The sequence below is a fragment of the Nocardia jejuensis NBRC 103114 genome, from assembly GCF_001613145.1.
GTDB lineage: Bacteria > Actinomycetota > Actinomycetes > Mycobacteriales > Mycobacteriaceae > Nocardia > Nocardia jejuensis.
Window position 1 is genome coordinate 61,723 of the sequence record NZ_BDBU01000028.1, and the last position, 17,921, is coordinate 79,643.

General features: G+C 67.1%; 19 protein-coding genes and 1 tRNA gene. 7 read left to right on the forward strand and 13 right to left on the reverse strand.

Annotation, left to right across the window (positions count from 1 at the left end; genetic code table 11):
- Nucleotides 1-51 precede the first annotated feature (51 nt).
- Nucleotides 52-990, reverse strand: coding sequence for an acyltransferase domain-containing protein (locus tag NJ1_RS23035; RefSeq protein WP_157574167.1), 939 nt, complete (start codon nt 988-990; stop codon nt 52-54).
- Between the two features lie 186 nt (nt 991-1,176).
- On the opposite strand from NJ1_RS23035, the gene NJ1_RS23040 reads away from it, so the two are divergent.
- Complete coding sequence (locus NJ1_RS23040) at nt 1,177-1,992, forward strand: class I SAM-dependent methyltransferase (RefSeq protein ID WP_422615768.1); 816 nt, start codon at nt 1,177-1,179, stop codon at nt 1,990-1,992.
- Between the two features lie 6 nt (nt 1,993-1,998).
- Here NJ1_RS23040 and NJ1_RS23045 read toward each other — a convergent pair whose 3' ends face one another.
- Nucleotides 1,999-3,018 carry an alpha/beta hydrolase gene (locus NJ1_RS23045; RefSeq protein ID WP_084478647.1) on the reverse strand — a complete coding sequence of 340 codons (1,020 nt, stop codon included), beginning with the start codon at nt 3,016-3,018 and terminating at the stop codon, nt 1,999-2,001.
- A gap of 647 nt (nt 3,019-3,665) precedes the next feature.
- On the reverse strand, nt 3,666-3,965 hold the full coding sequence (locus NJ1_RS39330; RefSeq protein ID WP_157574168.1) for a hypothetical protein: 300 nt from the start codon (nt 3,963-3,965) through the stop codon (nt 3,666-3,668).
- 27 nt (nt 3,966-3,992) lie between these two features.
- On the opposite strand from NJ1_RS39330, the gene NJ1_RS23050 reads away from it, so the two are divergent.
- The gene (locus NJ1_RS23050; protein WP_157574169.1) at nt 3,993-4,256 is read left to right on the forward strand and encodes a hypothetical protein; all 264 of its coding nucleotides are present in this window, start codon (nt 3,993-3,995) and stop codon (nt 4,254-4,256) included.
- A 147-nt stretch (nt 4,257-4,403) separates the two neighbouring features.
- Here NJ1_RS23050 and NJ1_RS23055 read toward each other — a convergent pair whose 3' ends face one another.
- On the reverse strand, nt 4,404-4,766 hold the full coding sequence (locus tag NJ1_RS23055) for a hypothetical protein (protein WP_218025248.1): 363 nt from the start codon (nt 4,764-4,766) through the stop codon (nt 4,404-4,406).
- 170 nt (nt 4,767-4,936) lie between these two features.
- Here NJ1_RS23055 and NJ1_RS23060 point away from each other — a divergent pair, with 170 nt between their 5' ends.
- Complete coding sequence (locus NJ1_RS23060; RefSeq protein WP_157574170.1) at nt 4,937-5,116, forward strand: hypothetical protein; 180 nt, start codon at nt 4,937-4,939, stop codon at nt 5,114-5,116.
- Between the two features lie 14 nt (nt 5,117-5,130).
- Here NJ1_RS23060 and NJ1_RS23065 read toward each other — a convergent pair whose 3' ends face one another.
- Nucleotides 5,131-5,919 (reverse strand): GNAT family N-acetyltransferase, encoded by a 789-nt coding sequence (locus NJ1_RS23065; protein WP_169813185.1) that lies wholly within the window; start codon nt 5,917-5,919, stop codon nt 5,131-5,133.
- A 251-nt stretch (nt 5,920-6,170) separates the two neighbouring features.
- Between NJ1_RS23065 and NJ1_RS23070 the strand changes: the two genes are divergently transcribed.
- Entirely contained in the window at nt 6,171-6,533 is a 363-nt protein-coding gene (locus tag NJ1_RS23070) for a nuclear transport factor 2 family protein (protein WP_067697833.1), read from the forward strand.
- A 99-nt stretch (nt 6,534-6,632) separates the two neighbouring features.
- Here NJ1_RS23070 and NJ1_RS23075 read toward each other — a convergent pair.
- The 8 genes from NJ1_RS23075 to NJ1_RS23110 form a co-directional block, all read right to left on the reverse strand.
- Nucleotides 6,633-6,706, reverse strand: a tRNA-Leu gene (locus tag NJ1_RS23075).
- Between the two features lie 126 nt (nt 6,707-6,832).
- Nucleotides 6,833-7,555, reverse strand: coding sequence for an N-acetyltransferase (locus tag NJ1_RS23080; protein ID WP_067697834.1), 723 nt, complete (start codon nt 7,553-7,555; stop codon nt 6,833-6,835).
- Between the two features lie 136 nt (nt 7,556-7,691).
- Entirely contained in the window at nt 7,692-9,158 is a 1,467-nt protein-coding gene (locus NJ1_RS23085) for a peptide MFS transporter (RefSeq protein WP_067697837.1), read from the reverse strand.
- Between the two features lie 135 nt (nt 9,159-9,293).
- Nucleotides 9,294-10,253: a Ppx/GppA phosphatase family protein gene (locus NJ1_RS23090; RefSeq protein ID WP_067697839.1), complete on the reverse strand. Its 960-nt coding sequence runs from the start codon at nt 10,251-10,253 to the stop codon at nt 9,294-9,296.
- 109 nt (nt 10,254-10,362) lie between these two features.
- Entirely contained in the window at nt 10,363-10,899 is a 537-nt protein-coding gene (locus tag NJ1_RS23095) for a DUF501 domain-containing protein (protein WP_067697841.1), read from the reverse strand.
- A complete protein-coding gene (locus NJ1_RS23100; RefSeq protein ID WP_067697843.1) occupies nt 10,896-11,555 on the reverse strand; it encodes an FtsB family cell division protein in 660 nt (219 codons plus the stop codon). Before NJ1_RS23100 ends, NJ1_RS23095 begins: the two co-directional genes overlap by 4 nt.
- A 63-nt stretch (nt 11,556-11,618) precedes the next feature.
- Nucleotides 11,619-12,905 (reverse strand): phosphopyruvate hydratase, encoded by a 1,287-nt coding sequence (gene eno, locus NJ1_RS23105; protein ID WP_067697845.1) that lies wholly within the window; start codon nt 12,903-12,905, stop codon nt 11,619-11,621.
- A 179-nt stretch (nt 12,906-13,084) separates the two neighbouring features.
- Nucleotides 13,085-13,819, reverse strand: a complete 735-nt coding sequence (locus tag NJ1_RS23110) for a lytic transglycosylase domain-containing protein (protein ID WP_245717536.1) — start codon at nt 13,817-13,819, stop codon at nt 13,085-13,087.
- Nucleotides 13,820-14,063: 244 nt separating this feature from the next.
- Between NJ1_RS23110 and NJ1_RS23115 the strand changes: the two genes are divergently transcribed.
- The 3 genes from NJ1_RS23115 (at nt 14,064) to NJ1_RS23125 (ending at nt 17,911) form a co-directional block, all read left to right on the forward strand.
- Nucleotides 14,064-15,143 (forward strand): TauD/TfdA family dioxygenase, encoded by a 1,080-nt coding sequence (locus NJ1_RS23115; protein ID WP_067698004.1) that lies wholly within the window; start codon nt 14,064-14,066, stop codon nt 15,141-15,143.
- Nucleotides 15,143-16,129, forward strand: coding sequence for an ornithine cyclodeaminase family protein (locus NJ1_RS23120; protein WP_174557110.1), 987 nt, complete (start codon nt 15,143-15,145; stop codon nt 16,127-16,129). The genes NJ1_RS23115 and NJ1_RS23120 overlap by 1 nt, the downstream gene beginning before the upstream one ends.
- A gap of 321 nt (nt 16,130-16,450) precedes the next feature.
- On the forward strand, nt 16,451-17,911 hold the full coding sequence (locus tag NJ1_RS23125) for a type III PLP-dependent enzyme domain-containing protein (RefSeq protein WP_245717537.1): 1,461 nt from the start codon (nt 16,451-16,453) through the stop codon (nt 17,909-17,911).
- The last annotated feature ends 10 nt before the right edge of the window (nt 17,912-17,921 follow it).

The window sequence follows — 17,921 nt, forward strand, 5'->3', positions numbered from 1 at the left end:
GGGGTATTCGCGCCTGGTCGAGTGGGCCGAGTGCTCGGTGGTTTCAGGGCGCTATCGCCGCCCGAGCGCGAGCGGGAGCACCTCGGGAAGGCGATCCAGATCGGCGGGCTCGGTGAAGAGCTCCACCGGAAACGGCGAGACGGCGGGCGCGGGGAGGCCGGCGCCCACCACGAGTCCGCTGCGAATGCCGAGTACGTACATCTCGTCGATGAGCGGTTCGTACCGCGCGGGAAGCAGATTGTGGCCGGTGACGAACTCCTCGACCTGCGCCGCCGTGGTCAGTACGTTCCTGGCGATGGGCGAGCAGATCGGGATCTTCGGATCGTGGAAGGTCATCGTCGCGACGAAGGATGCCATGAAGTCGGCGGCATAGCGCTGCAGTGGCGAGTGGAACGCGCCCTTGTAGCCGTCCAGCAGGAACATGTGGGTTCCCTCGGGCACGGACGAGATCAACTCCTGAAGTGCGGCACGGTATCCCGACAGGACGAACGACCGGGAGTCCTGATCGATGGGTCCGGTGTCCACGGCCAGGTAGATGCCGGGGCGGTCGCCGTAGTAGTCCTCGGGATCGTGGTCGATCGGAGCGGAGACCAGGACCATGCCCTGCGCCGGGGCATCCTCGGGCAGGGGTGGGACGAGTCGACGCGCAAAGAGCATGGCGAACAGTTCTTCTCGCTCCACGGCGCCCGCGACGCACGCGCCGATCAGCGCGCCGAGGCTCAGACCGCCGACCGCGTCGGGCTCGATGCCGCGGTCACGCAGTTCCTCGGCGAGGCCGAGAGTCAGTGCGGCATGGCGCAATGCGGACAGGCTGTGCCCGAACTCCGGGCCCCGCACGGCGGTCGTCGATCGGAAATCCTCGACCGCGAGCCCGGCGCACGAGGCCGCTTCGGCATACGCGTTCCGGATGGACGGGCTGCGGCGGTAGTAGTCGTCGACGACTGCGTCATCGAGCGTGACCTGGCCACCGAAGAGATACGAAACCCTCATGATCACTCCTCGCAGAACGAGTTCGGCACGGCCGAATGTGATTGCGAGCCAACAGGATCGATGATTGCGCCGCAACCGGTGCACGGTGACAGGAAGGTGCCATATTAGAACGCGTTCCAGAATTGGCGCGGGGCTGTAGTAATAGCAATACCGAGGGCGACAGGGGCTGAATCAGTGATTTCGAACGTGTCGGACACCGCCCGATGGGTCGCGGTGCACAGATCGACGGAATCGGGGCGCGCGGACGCGCTGTTCCGGGATCCGCTGGCGGAAGTCCTGGCCGCCGAACGCGGGCAGGCGATCCTGTCGGCCGCGCCGCGCTCCATGCGCAACGGGTGGTGGATCGTCGCCCGCACCAGGGTGATCGACGATTCGATCGCGGCGGCGATCGCGGCCGGATGCGATCTGGTGCTGAATCTGGCGGCGGGCCTCGACACCCGCCCATATCGAATGGCGCTGCCCGAGGGGTTGCGCTGGGTGGAGGCGGATCTGCCGGAGCTGATCGCGGAGAAGGAGCGGCTCCTCGACGCGGAGCGACCGGTCTGCGACCTGCGCAGGTACGCGGTGGATTTGGCGGACCCGGTGGCACGGCGAGAATTTCTGGACGCGGTGCTCGCGGGCGCGTCGAAGGCACTGGTGCTCACCGAGGGGCTGCTCGTCTATCTCGCCCCGGACGAGGTGGCCGGCCTGTCCGCGTCGTTCCACAGGCCCGAAATCCGTTGGTGGGTGCTGGATCTGATGTCGCAGGCCCTGGTCACCGTGATGCGCTCGCGCAGCGGCGCGATGCTGGACAACGCGCCGCTGCGCTTCGGCCCGGCGAACGGCGTCGGATATTTCGAGGAACTGGGCTGGACCGTCGACAGCACGGATTCGCTGTTCCACGCCGCCGCGCGGTTTCACCGGCTCCCCTGGTTCAAACGCCCGTTCGCCTACTTTCCCGAGCCGGACCCGCGCGGTCCGGGCTCGGTGCCGTGGGGAGGCGTCGTGAGCCTCAGCCGGTGATCGCGGTCAGTTGACCCGACTGCCGACGGTCTGGGCGAGGAACGGCCAGGACTGCTTCAAATCGTCCTCCCAGTATCCCCAGGAGTGGGTGCCGACCGGGCGCTCGTCGAAGGTCACCGGGATGTTCAGCTCGTGCAGGCGGTTCGTCAGGTTCACGGTGCAGTAGTGGATCGCGGCCTCGATCGGACCGCCGAGCGCGATCTGCACCGGCAGCGGGATCCGGCCCTCCTGGACTCGACGATCGGTCGGAGTGTCGTGCGGGGCCGCCGCGAGACCGCTGCCCGCGCTCAGATAGACGGCGGTGCCGCGCAGCCGCTCCGCATTGACCAGCGGGTCGTTGGCGCGCCACAGCGGGCTGTCACTCGGGCCCCACATGTTCTCGACACTCTGTCCGCCGCCCCAGTTCTCGACCGTGAGGCGCACGAACTCGTGGCCGACGGGATCCGAGGTCTGCGCGCAACCGCTGTATGACGCCACGCTGGTCCAGAAGCCGGGCTTGGCGATGGCCAGGTTCAATACCGAAGTGCCGCTCATGGATACGCCCACCAGCGTGCGATTTCCGTTGGCGCCCAAGAAGTTCTCGATGACCGACGGCAGCTCGTCGTTCAGGAAGGTCTGCCACCGGTTGTGCCCCAGCACCGCGTCGTCGCGGATCCAGTCGGTGTAATAGGAATTGCTGCCGCCGTACGGGGTCACCACATTGATGTCCTTGCCGCGCAGGAAGCTCACGGCGTCGGTCTGCACGTCCCATCCGCTCTCGTTCGGGCCGCCGCCCGAACCGTTGAGCAGGTACATGGTCGGGCGCGCGGACTCCGCGGCACGGATGACCTGCACCGGAATCGGGCGGTCCATCGCGGGTGAATACACCATGACGGTCTGCTGCCGGTCGTTCTCGTCCTGCACCGAGACCACGCGGGCCGCTCCCGGCTCCGCGGCGGCGGTACTCGCCATTCCGGCCAGGCCGGCCGCGGCCAGGGTAGCGGCGAGTATGCCGCGCACCATGGCCATCGGGGTCGAGCTGTTCATCCGGTTCGATCGTCGTGTTCTCACATGAAGCCTCTCCTGATGCGGTCCGCCGTGCCGGAATGACGTGCGGCCATCCCGAAACGGCACTACAGGAGAGTCGTGCTGCCCCCGTCCCCGGTTTGGTCACTGTGAGGATCTCGTCGCCACGCGGGCTACCGTTCGGCGAGCGGCACAGTGAGAAACGAGGCCGCGGCGTCGTTTCGCTGAACGTCGTACGCGCTGCCCAGCAGGGCCGGATAGTCCTTCGGGGTAAGGATGTGGGTGGGCGCGTCGAGCTCCGCGGCGTCGCCACGGTGTCTTCATCTACAGCTCCGGCCGAATTCCCGCTGTTCGTACGACCGGACGCCACCGACAAACCTGCACCGGACACCCGAACATAACGAGGAGCGCGAAGGTCAGATCCTGGGTGTGACTCGCGGTCCCGAGAGTGCGCGGATCGGGCATCGCACCCGTGCGATGTACGGAAAACGACGGCGGAACACAGCGGTTCTAGCCAGTCTGCGCACAGGGGTTGAACCAGCTCCTGCCGGTTCCTACTGTCTGTCCATGCACCCGGTACGCCGAAGGTGCGGCCTGGCGATCCGGCCTCCGACCTGGGGCTGTACGCCGGAGCGTGCCTCACGGTTCCTCGCTGCGACGGAAAGGATTCAGCGATGACCAACCTCACCGAGAGCAGAGTGCTGGCGGCGTTGCACGCCGGCACAACACCACTGAGTGTGCGGGAAATCGAGACAAGCCACCGCGCTCAGCGTGACGACGATCCGCAGATCGCTCGTCTCACTGACGCGTTCGGGGATGGTCGAGCGCTTCGGCGGCGCCCCCGAGCAGAGCTGGAAGCTGACCGCCCGCGCACGCCGATGGCTCGAGACTGCGATCGGCCGCGCATCGCTGGACGTTCCGGCAGGTTGCCGTTGACCGTCATCGGCATGCTCGGAAATGGTTCCCATCGGCTGGACGACAGAAGGGGCGAGGACATGGACACGCCCGCGCGACGGGACGACGAAGAGGCCCGGAAGCTGGCACTCGCACCGACGGACAATCCACGTTTTCTGCACCACAGCGACGGGTCGTGGTCGCTCATCGGTGAGGACGGATGGCTCTACAACCCGGCGGATATGGACGCCGACGCACTCGAATCCCTTGTGGAAGAGTCCTTTCCGGTGATCAATGTGGATCCGACGTCCGTGGTGGACAGGGAACTGGCCCAGGACGAGGAGAACGACTCCACGCCCATGTGAGCCCGGGATACAGAGCCCTTCGCCCCCGGTCACATCCGCGCACTCTCCGGCTGCGACTTCGGCCGAGTACCCGCCCGTTCGTACCGACAGGACACCGATCAAAAACACTCGATCCGCGCACCCGGCTATCCAGGACAGGTGCGCGGATCACTGCGCGGGTGTGTCCCGCGATTCCGTCGACTCACGCTCCTGTGCGATGCGGCGACGAATCTCGGCCCAGGACATGGGCAATTCGGCCGCGGGTGCCGTGAAGAACACGAAAGTGGCTTCCCGCATCACCTTCCGCTTCCGCGCGACGGTGGACCGGTGCGGCTCAGCCCCCGCGTAGGCATAGATCGCCGCCTTGTCGACCCACGCCGAATACGTCCAGAACGTGCCCTTGCGCATCTCCGCCTTCAACCCGACCCCGAGCACCCCCGGAGACCGCCGCGCCTGCCGCCACAGCGACAGCGACGCGACCAGGAACCCCGGCGCGTCCATCAACGACTCGACCTCCAGCCGAGAGGCCATACATTGCACCTCGCCGGTCGCGGGAAGACCACTTCTGATCCACGGAATCGTGGGCATACTCCACTCTTTCGATCACCGAGCAGCAGACCGCCGACTCGCCCGGACCATTGATTCAAGATCAACGCTAAGCACCCCCACCGGCCTTTCCAATGCCCGATTCACTCAGAACCATGCCCGATCCGCACATCTTGGAACGGCCCGACCAACCGGCTTCCGGCCCACAATTGTTCGAAACTTCGCCGGATGAAGACGACTGGAATGCCCAATTGGGCGGGCAAACTCGGTTGATGATCAGCGCCGACCGCGCGATGGCCACGGTTCGAGATGCCTGGGCGCGCATCGCGGAATGACTTGCCTGAGTAGGTCACTCACCCGAGTTCGGGAAGATGAGAGTTGTCCAGGTTTCGGTGTGACGGAAGCCGAGTCGCTCGTAAAGTGTTCGTGCGGGGTTGGATTCGGTGACGGCCAATCCGAGGGTGGGCAGGCCCGCGCTGGAGGCATCGGCGATGACCATCTGTAGCAGGGTGGAGCCGAGTCCGGCGAGTTCCGCGCCTGGGGCTCGGAATATCTCCGACAGCCATGGACCGTCCGATTCGGAGGCATTGACCAAGGCGGCCGCCACCGCCTTTTCTCCCTCGAGAATCGCTGTGCTGCACGGCAATAAGGGGCCCATCAGGGATCCGTCGTAGAGGCCGTCGAGTGCCGCGAAGGCCTCGCTGTCGAAGTCGGGGTGCGACGGCGGGTACGCGGCCGACAACGCGGGGTGCAGGGCCGCGGCGGGTAGATCCTGAGCGGGGATCGCTCGCAGGCCGGGCCGCAGATCCGGTGCCGCGATCGGCGAGGCCGTCAGATCCATTGTGTAGGTGTGGAATACACGTACGGGGTGTGCGCCTCCGGCGATGAGTGGACCGGCGATCTCCGAGGTGGCGGTGGCGCCCCAGCCTGCGAGCTCGGCGACGACCGAGGCCACGACCCGCGCATCGGCCACGACACCGGCGCACAGCGACAGTTCGTCTGCCCAGGGCCGTTCGCCGCGCAGCTCGTACTCGTATCGAGCGATGGGCACGCCCTCGTCGTTGCGAATAGTGCGCGCCTGCTCCTCCGACGCCGCCGCTGTGCCGGATTCCTTCGGACCTACCGTTTCGTCGGTCATGCACTGGATCATCCCGCAACCGTCCGCATCGCCGATCAACTCCCCCGACCAGACAGTGGACGTGGGGGCGAGGCGTCGCACGGCACCGACCCGGATCACGGCGATACGACATTGCCCGCACTCACCAGAACAGCGCCCCTTCGGCGCACCGGCCGGCGCGCCGTCGCCGATGGCATAGTCCCACATATCGTTTCGTGTCTCCGCTCTCAGCGAGACGCGATTTCCGGCCAGCCGATGGAAAGGGCACGAATATGGAGAACGACTTGCGGGAAGCCGAACTGCGACTGCAGGCCGCGCAATTGGCCGGGGATGTCGAGGCGCTGGACGAGTTGCTCGACGATCGGCTGATCTTCACCTTGGGCGCGGACACCTTCACCAAAGCCGATGATCTCGAGCTGCACCGCAGCAAAGCGCAGGTCATGACCCGACTGGAGCAAGAACAACTGACCGTGCTGGTGGAAGGCACCACAGGCGTGACCTGGTTCCTCGGCGTCGTAGAAGGCAGCGTTCACGGGTCACCGTTCGCGGCCAGAATGCGCTACACCCGCACGTGGGCACGCGACGACTCACGCGGGTGGCGGATCGTTGCCGCCCATGCGTCCACGGTCGAGTAATCGACCCCGTCCGGCCCGCGATGGGTGCCAGGGCGGGCAGGAAGGATCGCCGAGTTCCTGCGCATATCCGACACCACTTCGCTTCCTGCGGAAATACGGTGCCCCCGGTCGGACTCGAACCGACACTTTGTGGATTTTAAGTCCACTGCCTCTGCCAATTGGGCTACGGGGGCGTCTGGTCACACTACCGAGCCGTACGGTCGTGCTGGAATTGCCCAGGGTGATGATTCTGCCCAGTGGAGTGGGCATGTTCCAAGCGTTTGTTCGGAGGTGGCGCTTAGTGGCCAGGGGTGGGTGGGTCAGAGGAAGTGGCGGATCCAGACGTTGGGTTCGGCGTAGATGGCTTGGTCGTGGGCGGGGACGCAGGTGACGGGGACGAGGGCGCCGGGGACTTCCACGGGACCGTGAGTGTCGAAGGGGAGGTCGGTCCAGGCTCGCCATTGCGAGAGGGAGCCCGCTACCAGCATGGAGGCGGGGGCGATGGAGTCGATCGTGCCGCCGGCTCTGATGTGGACCCGTAGCCAGGGGTCCTCGGGTAGGCCGTCGTCACGGATTCGGTAGGCGTACTCGGCCATGGGGGTGGAGGGTTCGAGGTGTTTGTGATTGGGGCGCACGGGGGCGACCATTTCGGAGAAGCCCTGGGAGCGCGTGTTGCGGCGCATGGCGTCGAGCATGAGGGTGGACAGGCCCTCGCCTCTGCGGCTGGGATGGATGGCAATCTCTATGGCGCTCACCAGGTTCGGGACCTCGGTGGTGGCGTGATCCTGAAAGGCCCAGATCTGGACCTGATCCCAGCCGGTGGCCGGCAGGGATCCGCGCGAGGCGAACGGGACGCTCAGAGCTCGCGCCACGAAGTCCGGCCCGTCGGTCGCGACCAGCACGAACTCGGGGAAGGTTTCCGGAATGGACGACCAGAGACTCTGGGCTATCGGCTCGTTGTCGATGAACTCCGGCCAGGACAACTCCAGGTCGAACAGTGCCGCTTCGAGTTCCGGGCGCTCGGCCAGCGTCGTGATCTCCATATTCGCAGGTTAGCGACCACTCACCGCGGAATTCGGCTACGACGCGGCTCGGGACCGACCTGGGACGGTTTCACACCCATCCGTAATGCTCGGCGCTACGAAGCGACATGCCCGGGCACGAGGGCCTTTCCGGAACTCAGTGCACGCCCTCCATGTGGCGGCTCACCCACGGCGCGATACCCCACACCAGCACACCGACCACGATCGCGACCAGACCGGTGATCCCGAAGTAGGCGAGCTCGTGCGACGGGTCGTAGAACTTGGACAGCACGCCGGACATCGAGGTGCCGATGCCGACGGAGAAGAAGTACAGCGCCATCATCTGAGCCCGGAAGGCATTGGGCGCCAGCTTGGTCGTGACCGACAGCCCGATCGGCGACAGCAGCAATTCGGAGATCGCGAAGCCGCACAGCACCGCGAAGACGAACAGGATCGGCACGGTCTTGCCCTCGGTGCCGGAGAACAGCGCGAACAGCAGGAACGCCGCACCCATGCCGACCACCCCGAGCGCGAATTTGCGCGGCGTGCTGGGTGCGCGATTGCCCAGCCGCGTCCACAAGATCGCGAACAGCGGCGAGAGCGCGATGATCCACACCGGCTCCATCGAGCCGATCCAGTTGGACGGCGCGGTCCAGCCGAAGATCGTCCAGTTGATCCGCTCGTCGGAGTAGACCGCCAGCACCGTGAAGATCTGCTGGAACAGCGACCAGAACACCGCGTTCGCGATGAACAGCGGAATGAACGCGCGCACCCGCGTGCGTTCGACGGGCGTCACCTTGGCATTGGTCAGCATGATCACGAAGTAGGCGATCGAGGCCACCACGATGACGCCGGTGGTGACGTCCGGCAGGTTCGACAGCGTCAGCAGCCCGGTCGCCCACGCGATCGCGACGAGCACGATCAGCGCGGCGACCGCGCCCACCACCTTCGAAATCTCGCTGTGCGGCAAGGGATTCGGCACTTCTCGGCCGTGTGTCCCGAGATTGCGTCGGAACACCACGTACTGCGTCAGACCCAGCGCCATACCGATCGCGGCCGCACCGAAACCGTAGTGGAAACCCACGTGCGACTGCAGCAGGCCGGTGATCAGCGGGCCCGCGAACGCACCCAGGTTGATGCCCAGATAGAAGAGCGTGAAGCCGCCGTCGGCGCGCGCGTCGTCCTTGTCGTAGAGCGTGCCCAGCAGGGAGGAGGCGTTGGCCTTCAACGCACCCGAGCCGAGCGCCACCAGCACCAGACCCGCGCCGACACCGGCCAGCCCGGGCAGCACCGCCAGTGCGATATGACCGGCCATGACGACCACGCCGCCGTAGAAGACGGTCCTCTCCATGCCCAGCACTCGATCGGCAATCCAGCCGCCGAGCACGGTGGACAGGTAGACCAGGCCGCCGTACGCGCCGACGATGCCGGTCGCGGTCGACTTGGGCAGGTCCAGGCCGCCGTCGGTGGCCGAGTAGTACAGGTAGTAGCCGAGGATCGTGACCATGCCGTAGAACGAGAATCGTTCCCACAGCTCGACGCCGAACAGATTCGCGAGGCCGATCGGATGACCGAACAGTGTGCGCTCGGCATCCGGCGTCGCGGGGTGTGCTACTCCTGACATAGGTCAGACCATCCCATATGGGGCAATCTGACAGCAACCACATCCGTGGACACCGGTCACAAAATTTTCAGGAACACACCGGTGGCAGCGCGCTCGGCCGGAGCAGCGGTGTTCGCCCGAGCGCGAGCCGGACGATCAGGCGATGGACAACGCGATTCCGTCGAGGATGTCGTGCTCGCTCACGATCAACTCGGTGATCCCGGCGCGGCGCGCCAGCTCGTCCGAGAGCACCTCGGCGATCACCGCGCCACCGCCGATCACGTCCACCCGACCCGGATGCATGGGCCCCAGCGCGGCCCGCTGATCGTGATCCATCCCGATCAGCCGATCGGACACCTTGCGCACCTCCGAGAGCGGGAGCCGCGTCAAATGCACCTTCTCCGAATCGTATTCGGGCAGATCCAGCGCGATCGCGGCCAGCGTGGTCATGGTTCCCGCCACGCCGACCCAGGTGCGAGCCCGCTCCACCGGCACCACACCGAACGCCTGCGCGAGCCGCTCGGAGGCGAAGAAGCGCGCGGCGGCAACCTCTTCCGGGGTGGGCGGATTGCTCAGCAGGCAACGCTCGGTGATCCGCACGCAGCCGATATCGGCCGAGTACGCCGACTGCACGCCGTCGCTGTCGCCGAGCACCACCTCGGTGGAACCGCCACCGAGGTCCACGACCACGAAAGGTCCTTCGGCACTGGACAATTCGCCGACAGCACCGGCGAACGACAGCCGCGCCTCCTCGTCGCCGGTGATGACCTCGGCCTGCGCGCCGGGCACCGCACGACCCAGTTCGGCGGCGGTCATGGTGAAGAAATCCTCGCGATTGCTCGCGTCGCGGGTGGCGGAGGTGGCGACCATGCGCACCCGGGTCACCTTTGCCTCGATCATCAGGTCCACGTAGTCGTGCAGCGCGACGCGGGTGCGCTCGATGGCGTCGGGGTTCAGCGCGCCGGTGGCGTCCACGCCCTGGCCGAGCCGGACGATGCGCATCTCGCGATGCACATCGGTGAGCCGCGCCGATCCCGCGTCGTCCGGTGCGACATCGGCGATCAGTAGTCGGATGGAGTTGGTGCCGCAATCGACTGCGGCGATCCGCTCACTCATGCTGCGCTCTCTTTCGCATGTTCCTCAGGCCCCGCGCCGGTGACGCGGGCTGCCGAGGACTGATCCGATCATGCCCTGGTTCTCCGGCTTCGGCCGATGTCCCGCGTGATTACTGCGAGTCCTCATCGCGACGGCTCTTCGGCCAGTCCGCGGGAATCGCGGTGCCGCGCAGCCCGTTGTCGGCCGCGGCCGCCACCGCCTCGTCACCGAGGGGGTTCACACCCGGCCCCTTGGCCAGCGCATGCGCGATCAGCACGTGCAGGCACTTGACCCGGTCCGGCATGCCGCCGCCCGCGAAATCGGTGCCCAGATCCTCGATGGCGTTGCGCTCGGCCAGATAGCCCTCGTACGCCGCCCGATACCCGGCCGCCAATTCGGTGTCGTGGGTGAGGCGTTCGGTCATCTCACGCATCATGCCGGTGGTCTCCAACCGGCTCGCCTCGGCCGTGAGCCGGGGGTCGGTCAGATAGAACAGGGTCGGGAAGGGGGTGCCGTCGGGCAGTTTCGGCGCGGTCTTGACCACCGCGGGCAGGCCGTCCGGGGTGCGGTAGGCGATCGCGAGCACGCCGCGCGGTTCCCGGCCCAGTTGTTTCCCGACTATCTCGAGATCCTGCTCGGTGGGCGGGTTCTCGGGGGCGGTGGTCACCTGGGTTGTCCTTCCTCGGTGGCGGGCGGCGGAGCCGGCGCCGGATTGGCGGGCGGTGCGGTCGACGGCTTCGGCTGCGCCAGCGAAATGCTGCGCCACAGCTCGGTGTACCAGGCATCGGGCGCCCGGGTCTTGACCGGCATGGTGGGCACGGCGGGCTGCTCGATGCCCGGCACCTGCACGATGTACGGGGTTTCGCCGGGCAGCACCAGCCGGAGCCGATCGCGTGCCTCGGTCTTGATATAGAACGGATCCTGTTGCTGCGCACGACGATCGCGCAATTGCGAGACGTCCTGCTCCAGCTGCACCCGCTGCGCGGCCAGCTCGGAAGCCTCGGCGCGCTGGGTGAAATAGGTGCGCAGCGGAACGGCCAGCGTCAGGGCCAGACCGCACAGCACGGCGGCCAGCAACACCGCCCGGCCGGTGGACAGGCCGAGGATCTTGTGTTCGTGCCGTTCGGCTTTCGCACCGGCGCGGGCCCTGGACGGGGTGCGCCGCCGGGCCGCACGCTCCCCCGCGCCGGTGCGGGCGGTACTCGCCGCGCTCCCGGCGCCGGAGGTCGTGCGTTTACCACTCGTGCGCGGTTTGACGGACCGCGACGGGCGTCGGTCACCTCGTCCGGCCGGACTGGTACCGCGTGCCCGTCGCTCCGTCATCTCACACCTCGAAACTCAGCCGATCGAGTGGGACTTGCTTACTACTGGGAGGGTACGAACCGCTCAGCTCTCGAACGCGAAGCGCGGGAAGGCCACATCGCCCGCGTAGCGCGCCGAGTCGCCCAGCGCGTCTTCGATGCGCAGCAGCTGGTTGTACTTGGCGACGCGCTCGGAGCGAGCCGGGGCGCCGGTCTTGATCTGACCCGAACCGACGGCCACGGCCAGATCGGCGATGGTGGTGTCCTCGGTCTCGCCGGACCGGTGGCTCATCATCGTCTTGTAGCCGTTGCGGTGGGCCAGGTCGACCGCGTCCAGGGTCTCGGTCAGGGTGCCGATCTGGTTGACCTTCACCAGCAGCGCGTTGGCCGCGCCCTTGGCGATGCCCTCTTCCAGACGCTCCGGGTTGGTGACGAACAGGTCGTCGCCGACCAGCTGCACCTTGTCGCCGATCTCGTCGGTCAGCGACACCCAGCCGTCCCAGTCGTCCTCGTCCAGCGGGTCCTCGATGGAGACCAGCGGGTAGGCGTTGAGCAGCTCGGCGTAGAAGGCGCTCATCTCGGCGGCGGTGCGCACACTGCCCTCGAACTTGTAACCCGAACCGGCGGTGTAGAACTCGGTGGCGGCCACGTCCAGGGCCAGCGCGACATCGGTGCCCAGCTTGTAGCCGGCCTTCTCGATGGCGACCGAGATCAGGTCCAGCGCGGCGTGCGTGCCCGCGACGTCCGGTGCGAAGCCACCCTCGTCACCCAGACCGGTGGACAGGCCCTGCGCCTTGAGCACCGACTTGAGCGAGTGGTAGATCTCGGTTCCCCAGCGCAGCGCCTCCTTGAAGGTGGGCGCGCCGATCGGGGCGATCATGAATTCCTGGACATCGACGCCGGTGTCGGCGTGCGCGCCACCGTTGAGGATGTTCATCATCGGGACGGGCAACACGTGAGCGTTCGGGCCGCCCACGTAGCGGAACAGCTCCAGGCCCGAGGATTCGGCGGCGGCGCGCGCCACGGCCAGCGACACGCCCAGCAGGGCGTTCGCGCCGAGGCGGGACTTGTCCGGGGTGCCGTCCAGATCCAGCAGGGTCTGGTCGACCGCGCGCTGCTCGACGGCGTCCAGGCCGATGACGGCCGGCGCGATCTCGTCGAGGACGCCCTCTACGGCCTTGCGCACACCCTTGCCCTGGTAGCGATCGCCTCCGTCGCGAAGTTCGACAGCCTCGTGCTCACCGGTGGAAGCTCCGGACGGCACGGCCGCGCGAGTGAGGGTGCCGTCGTCGAGAGCGATCTCGACCTCGACAGTGGGATTGCCACGCGAATCCAGGATCTCGCGAGCTCCGACCTGTTCGATGATGGCCACGAAACGACACTCCTTCGGCTGCTGACTCGGCAGGTCGCACGGCTGACCCGTGCTGTTGCGAGCCTAACCTGCGGGACTCTCCGTGCCACATCCCCCTGTCGGCGTGCCTCTCCACCTCGCACCGCGTGTGACGCGTCACACGCGGTGCGAAAGGGAGTCACGTTGCGCGCCGGGCTCGTTCACACCCGGCGGCCGACGCTGTAGGCCGAGGCCCGGTAGCGGACCGTGTCCATGTAGACGCTGGACTGGTTGTAGGTGAGCAGGGCCTTCTCCCAGCCGGGGGCGCCGGTCAGGTCGCCGCCGCTGGCGCAGAGATAGCGGGCGGCCGTCAGGGCGGCGTCGTCGATATTGTCCGGATCCGCGACGCCGTCGCCGTTGGCGTCGACGCCGTAGCGCTTCCAGGTCTCGGGGATGAACTGGAACGGTCCCATGGCGCGGTCGTAGACCGTGTCGCCGTCCAGCGCCCCGCCGTCGGTGTCCTTGATGAGCATGACGCCGGGCGAGCCGTCGAGTGCGATGCCGCGAATCGGCGGGCTCACCTTTCCGTCGGCGGCCACGCTCGCGCCCTTGTGGGTCCCGTGCCGGCTCTCGATGCTGGCGATGCCGGCCAGGGTGGTCCAGGCGATGCCGCAGTCCGGACGGGAACGCGCCATGACGGCGGCGGCGTAGCCATAGGCCTCCAGGGAGGTCTTCGGGATGCCGAGTTTGTCGTTCTCCTCGGCCCACGCGTCGAGCTGAGCGGCACTGCGGCCCGGCGAGTCGAGATCGATCGGGGGCAGTGGCGCACCCGCTCCGGGCGGGATACCATCCGGCACCGGCGTGAGTTCTGTTGTGCCGCAACCTGTCAGCAGCACGAGAGCGAGCGCCGTGCCCAACAGGCCGGCGCGGGTGAGAGTGGCACGAGCGCCAGCCATATCGAAACGCACTCCATCCATCATCCAGGTCGATCGCCCGCGACGCCCGCAACGCGAACGACTCGCCCGAGAATCGCTCGGATCGAGGCTGTTCGGTTACCCTCCCGGCTAGCCTTTGATGCTTTGCAGCTATTTCTCCGCCGCGCCCTTAGGTAAGGCTTGCCAAAACTGTTCGGGCAGACTAACTTCGCCTTCGGACCGAGAAGACCCGTGTCACCTCACATGCCAGGAAGGCAACGCCTTGGTGAAAAGCGTTCTCTCCGAACGTAAAACGCTTCACCCCTCGGAACTCGAACGACGCGAACTGCCGGAACACGCCGCCGCGGCGGTACGCACACTCGCCGGTGAGATCGCCGTCACAGTGGGTCCGAATCCCGCGACCGCGACCACCCTGAACGACCCGGCCCTGTTATGCCACATCGACGCGCGCTACCGCGAACTGCCCGCCGACCTGCACGAGGCCATGCGCCCGCCCGCCACCGCCGCGGGAGTCACGGTCATCGGACGGCTGCCGCTGAGCGACGCCGAACTCGGCCCCACACCCGTCGATTGGCGCGAAGCCGCCATGTGGGCCGGGGATCCGCGACAGTGCGCCGCCTCGTTCGAGCTCGACATCATGATGCTGCTGCTCGCGCGTTGTGCCGGTGAGCCTTTCGGCTGGCAGGGACAGCAGGGGGGCCGTCTGGTCAACAACATCGTGCCCACGCCGGGACACGAGCACGAGCAGTCCGGCGCGAGCAGCACCACCCTGCTGAGCCCTCATACCGAGGACGCCTTCCATCCGCAGCGCGCCAACCTGCTGATGCTCGGCTGCCTGCGCAATCCGGACGAGGTCGGCACCACCGTGTCCTCGGTGCGACGCGTGGAACTCGCAGCGGCACAACGGGAACGACTCGGCCGGGCGCAACTGCCGATCCTGCCCGATGTCTCCTACGGCGAAGGCTTCCCGGACACGCACACTCCCCCGATCACCACGCTCGCCGACCGCGACGGCGAACTCACACTGCGCTTCGACCCCGCGTACACGCCGCTCGACGACGCGGATCTCGAATTCCGCTCGGCGTACCGGCATTTGGCGGAAGAGCTCGAAAGGGTCTGCATCACGGCGGCTTTGACCCCGGGAGAACTGCTGCTGGTGGACAATGACGTGGTGGTGCACGGACGGGTGCCGTTCACCCCTCGCTACGACGGCACCGATCGCTGGCTCAAGCGGGTCAATATCCGGCTGTCCCAGCGCCGCCGCGATGCCGCCGAGTCCGGCGAGGACGGGTACGGCCAGCGCGTGGTGGCGCCCTTTCGCACAACTCGAGGTAGTAGTACGTGATGTCCAGACCCACTCCGCTGCGGGTGCTCAGCCGCAGTGATCTAGCCGATGTCCCGATCAGCCCGGCCGAGGTGGTGCGCGCCGTCGAGGACGCGTATCTCGCTCTCGCGTCCGGAGATTCGGATAATCCGCGCAAGCTCAGCGTCGCCCACCCGGACGGCTGGTCGGTGGCCTACGCCATGCTCGGCCGCGACGGCCGCCGGCGGGTGGTGGCCATGAAGACCTCGTACAAGTTCGATCCGCACCACGATCGCTCGACCAAGCGGTACTACACCACCATCACGCTCTACGACGACGCCACCGGCATGCCGATCGCCATGATGGACTGCGCGCGCGTCGGCGCACTGCGCACCCCGGCGGTGTCCGCGCTGCTGGTGCGCGAGACCGCCCGGCCGGGCTCGCGCAGCGTGCTGCTGATCGGCACCGGTGAACAGGGCCGCAACGCACTGCCACATCTGCTGGCGGCGAACCCGCAGTTGAACCGGTTGATGCTCTACGGCACCCACCCGGAGGGCCTGGAGTCGGTGAACCGGCTACTGCTGCAACATGATCCGCAGGCGGAACTGGAGATCGTCAGCGATCCGGCCGAGGCCGCCCGCAGCGCGGACATCATCCTGGCCACCGCCGGACCAGGCACGCGGGTGGCCGTGGAATCGAAGGATCTACTACCCGGGGCGACGGTGGTTCTGGTGGGCTACGGCCTGTCCCCCTCCACCCTCGCCGACGCCGATCGCGTGATCGCCACCAGCGCGGAGCAGATGACCCTGACCGGAACCGATATGGCCGGTCCCGACGGGCGACTACGCACCGTGGACGCCGAATTGCCCCAGATTCTCAGTCGCCGCGCCGTCGGCCGAACCTCGGACGACGAACGGATTTTCGTCTACAACAGCGGACTCGTACTGACCGATATCGCCGTCGCGCATGCCCTGGCCACTCGCGCCATCGCCGAGGGCCGGGGAACGGAGGTTCCACTCTGGGAGTAGCCACGCGGCGAATCCCGCGCGAAATACGCAGGGACAGCGATATTTCCGCCATTTCCGGCGAATGACTCCGACGCCCGGAACTGGACATTCGGACGCTTTCGGGCATCGCTGATGCGCGCTCGGACCATTGGATAAGGTTGCCCTCATCTTCGCCCCGATTACCGGGTCCGACCGCGTGCGCACGGCATTTGCTCACGAGACTCCATGCCGGATACCGCCGCATCCGTGCCGGATCGCAGAGGGCCGAGGAAGCATCGCAGAGCGCCGAGGATGCGATTCACACCCCTGCCGCCCCGAATACCGAAGCCGCTGAATACCGAAATGGACGCACTCGCAACAATGACCGCCACCGCGAACGCCCCGGCAGGGCCCGGACCGCACGGCACCCTCGCGAATCGACCGGCCACCGCCGCGAACCCGCCCGCCTCGATCGCCGATATCACCGCGGCGCCCATGACCGCGCATCGCGCCGAATGGGAGAACCGTCTCTTCGCCGACCGGGAAATGCTCGCACACATCGCCGACACGGTCGGCGGGCCGTTCCACGTGCTGTATCCCGCCCGGATCGCCGCGAATATCGGCGCATTCCGGCAGGTGTTCGACAGCCACGGCGTGGACGGCACGATCTACTACGGCAAGAAAGCGAACAAGGCCGCGTGCGCGGTACGCGCGTGCGCGGACTCCGGAGCGGGTGTGGACGTCGCGAGCATCGGGGAGTTCACCGCCGCGCTCACCGGCGGAATCCGCGGCGACGACATCGTGGTGACCGGGCCGGCCAAGTCGGAGGATCTGCTGCTGCTGGCCGCGAGCCGGGGCGCGCTCATCGCCGTCGACGCCCTGGACGAACTGGCGCGCGTGATCGAACTCGATATCGCGGCGCGCATTCTGCTGCGGGTGCTGCCGGAGCGTTCGGGCAGCCGCTTCGGACTGAACCCCGCGGATCTCGCCACGGCACTCGACCGCATACCCCGGGATCGAATTCGGCTGGAGGGCTTCAGCTTCCATCTTTCCGGATACGACTACGCACCGCGTGCGGACCTGGCCTCGCAGCTGATCGGGAACTGCGCCGAGGCGCAACGGAGCGGACATCCGGCCACCACCATCTCTCTCGGCGGGGGTTTCGGCGTCGACTATGTGAGCGCGCAGGACTGGGCGCGTTTCGCGGCGAACGTCACCCCGGACTGGTTCCACGGAAACAGCCTGCGGCGGTACGAATTCCCGCGCGAGGCGAACGAGGCCTTCTATCCGTATCACTTCGCCGACCCGGGTGCGGCGATGCTGGACCGCATCCTCGGCCATCGCGGTCTGGCCGAGCGAGTGAGGGCAGCGGAGCTGCGGGTGGCCATCGAACCGGGACGGGCGCTGCTGGCCGGAGCCGGTAATACCGTCTTCACGGTCCAGGGAGTGAAAACTCTTACCCACCACGGATATCCGTATCTCGTGCTGACCGCGAACGGGACGAGTCTGAGCCTCTCGGAACAATGGTTCGACAGTGAATATCTGCCCGATCCGGTGCTGTGGCCCGAACGCGCGGGAACGCGCACGCCGACGTGTGTCGGCGGAGCCACCTGCCTGGAGAGCGATATGCTCAGCCGTCGTCGAATTCCGCTGCCCCGGGCCGCCGAATACGGGGATCTGCTGATTTATCCCAATACCGCGGGCTATCAGATGGACAGCAACGAATCGCGCTTCCACGATCTACCGATCCCGCCGAAAGTGGTGTTGCACGATGCCCCCGACGGCGTCGGATTCACCTGGGCACTCGATTCGGCCGCGCTGTGAGCGGTAGGTT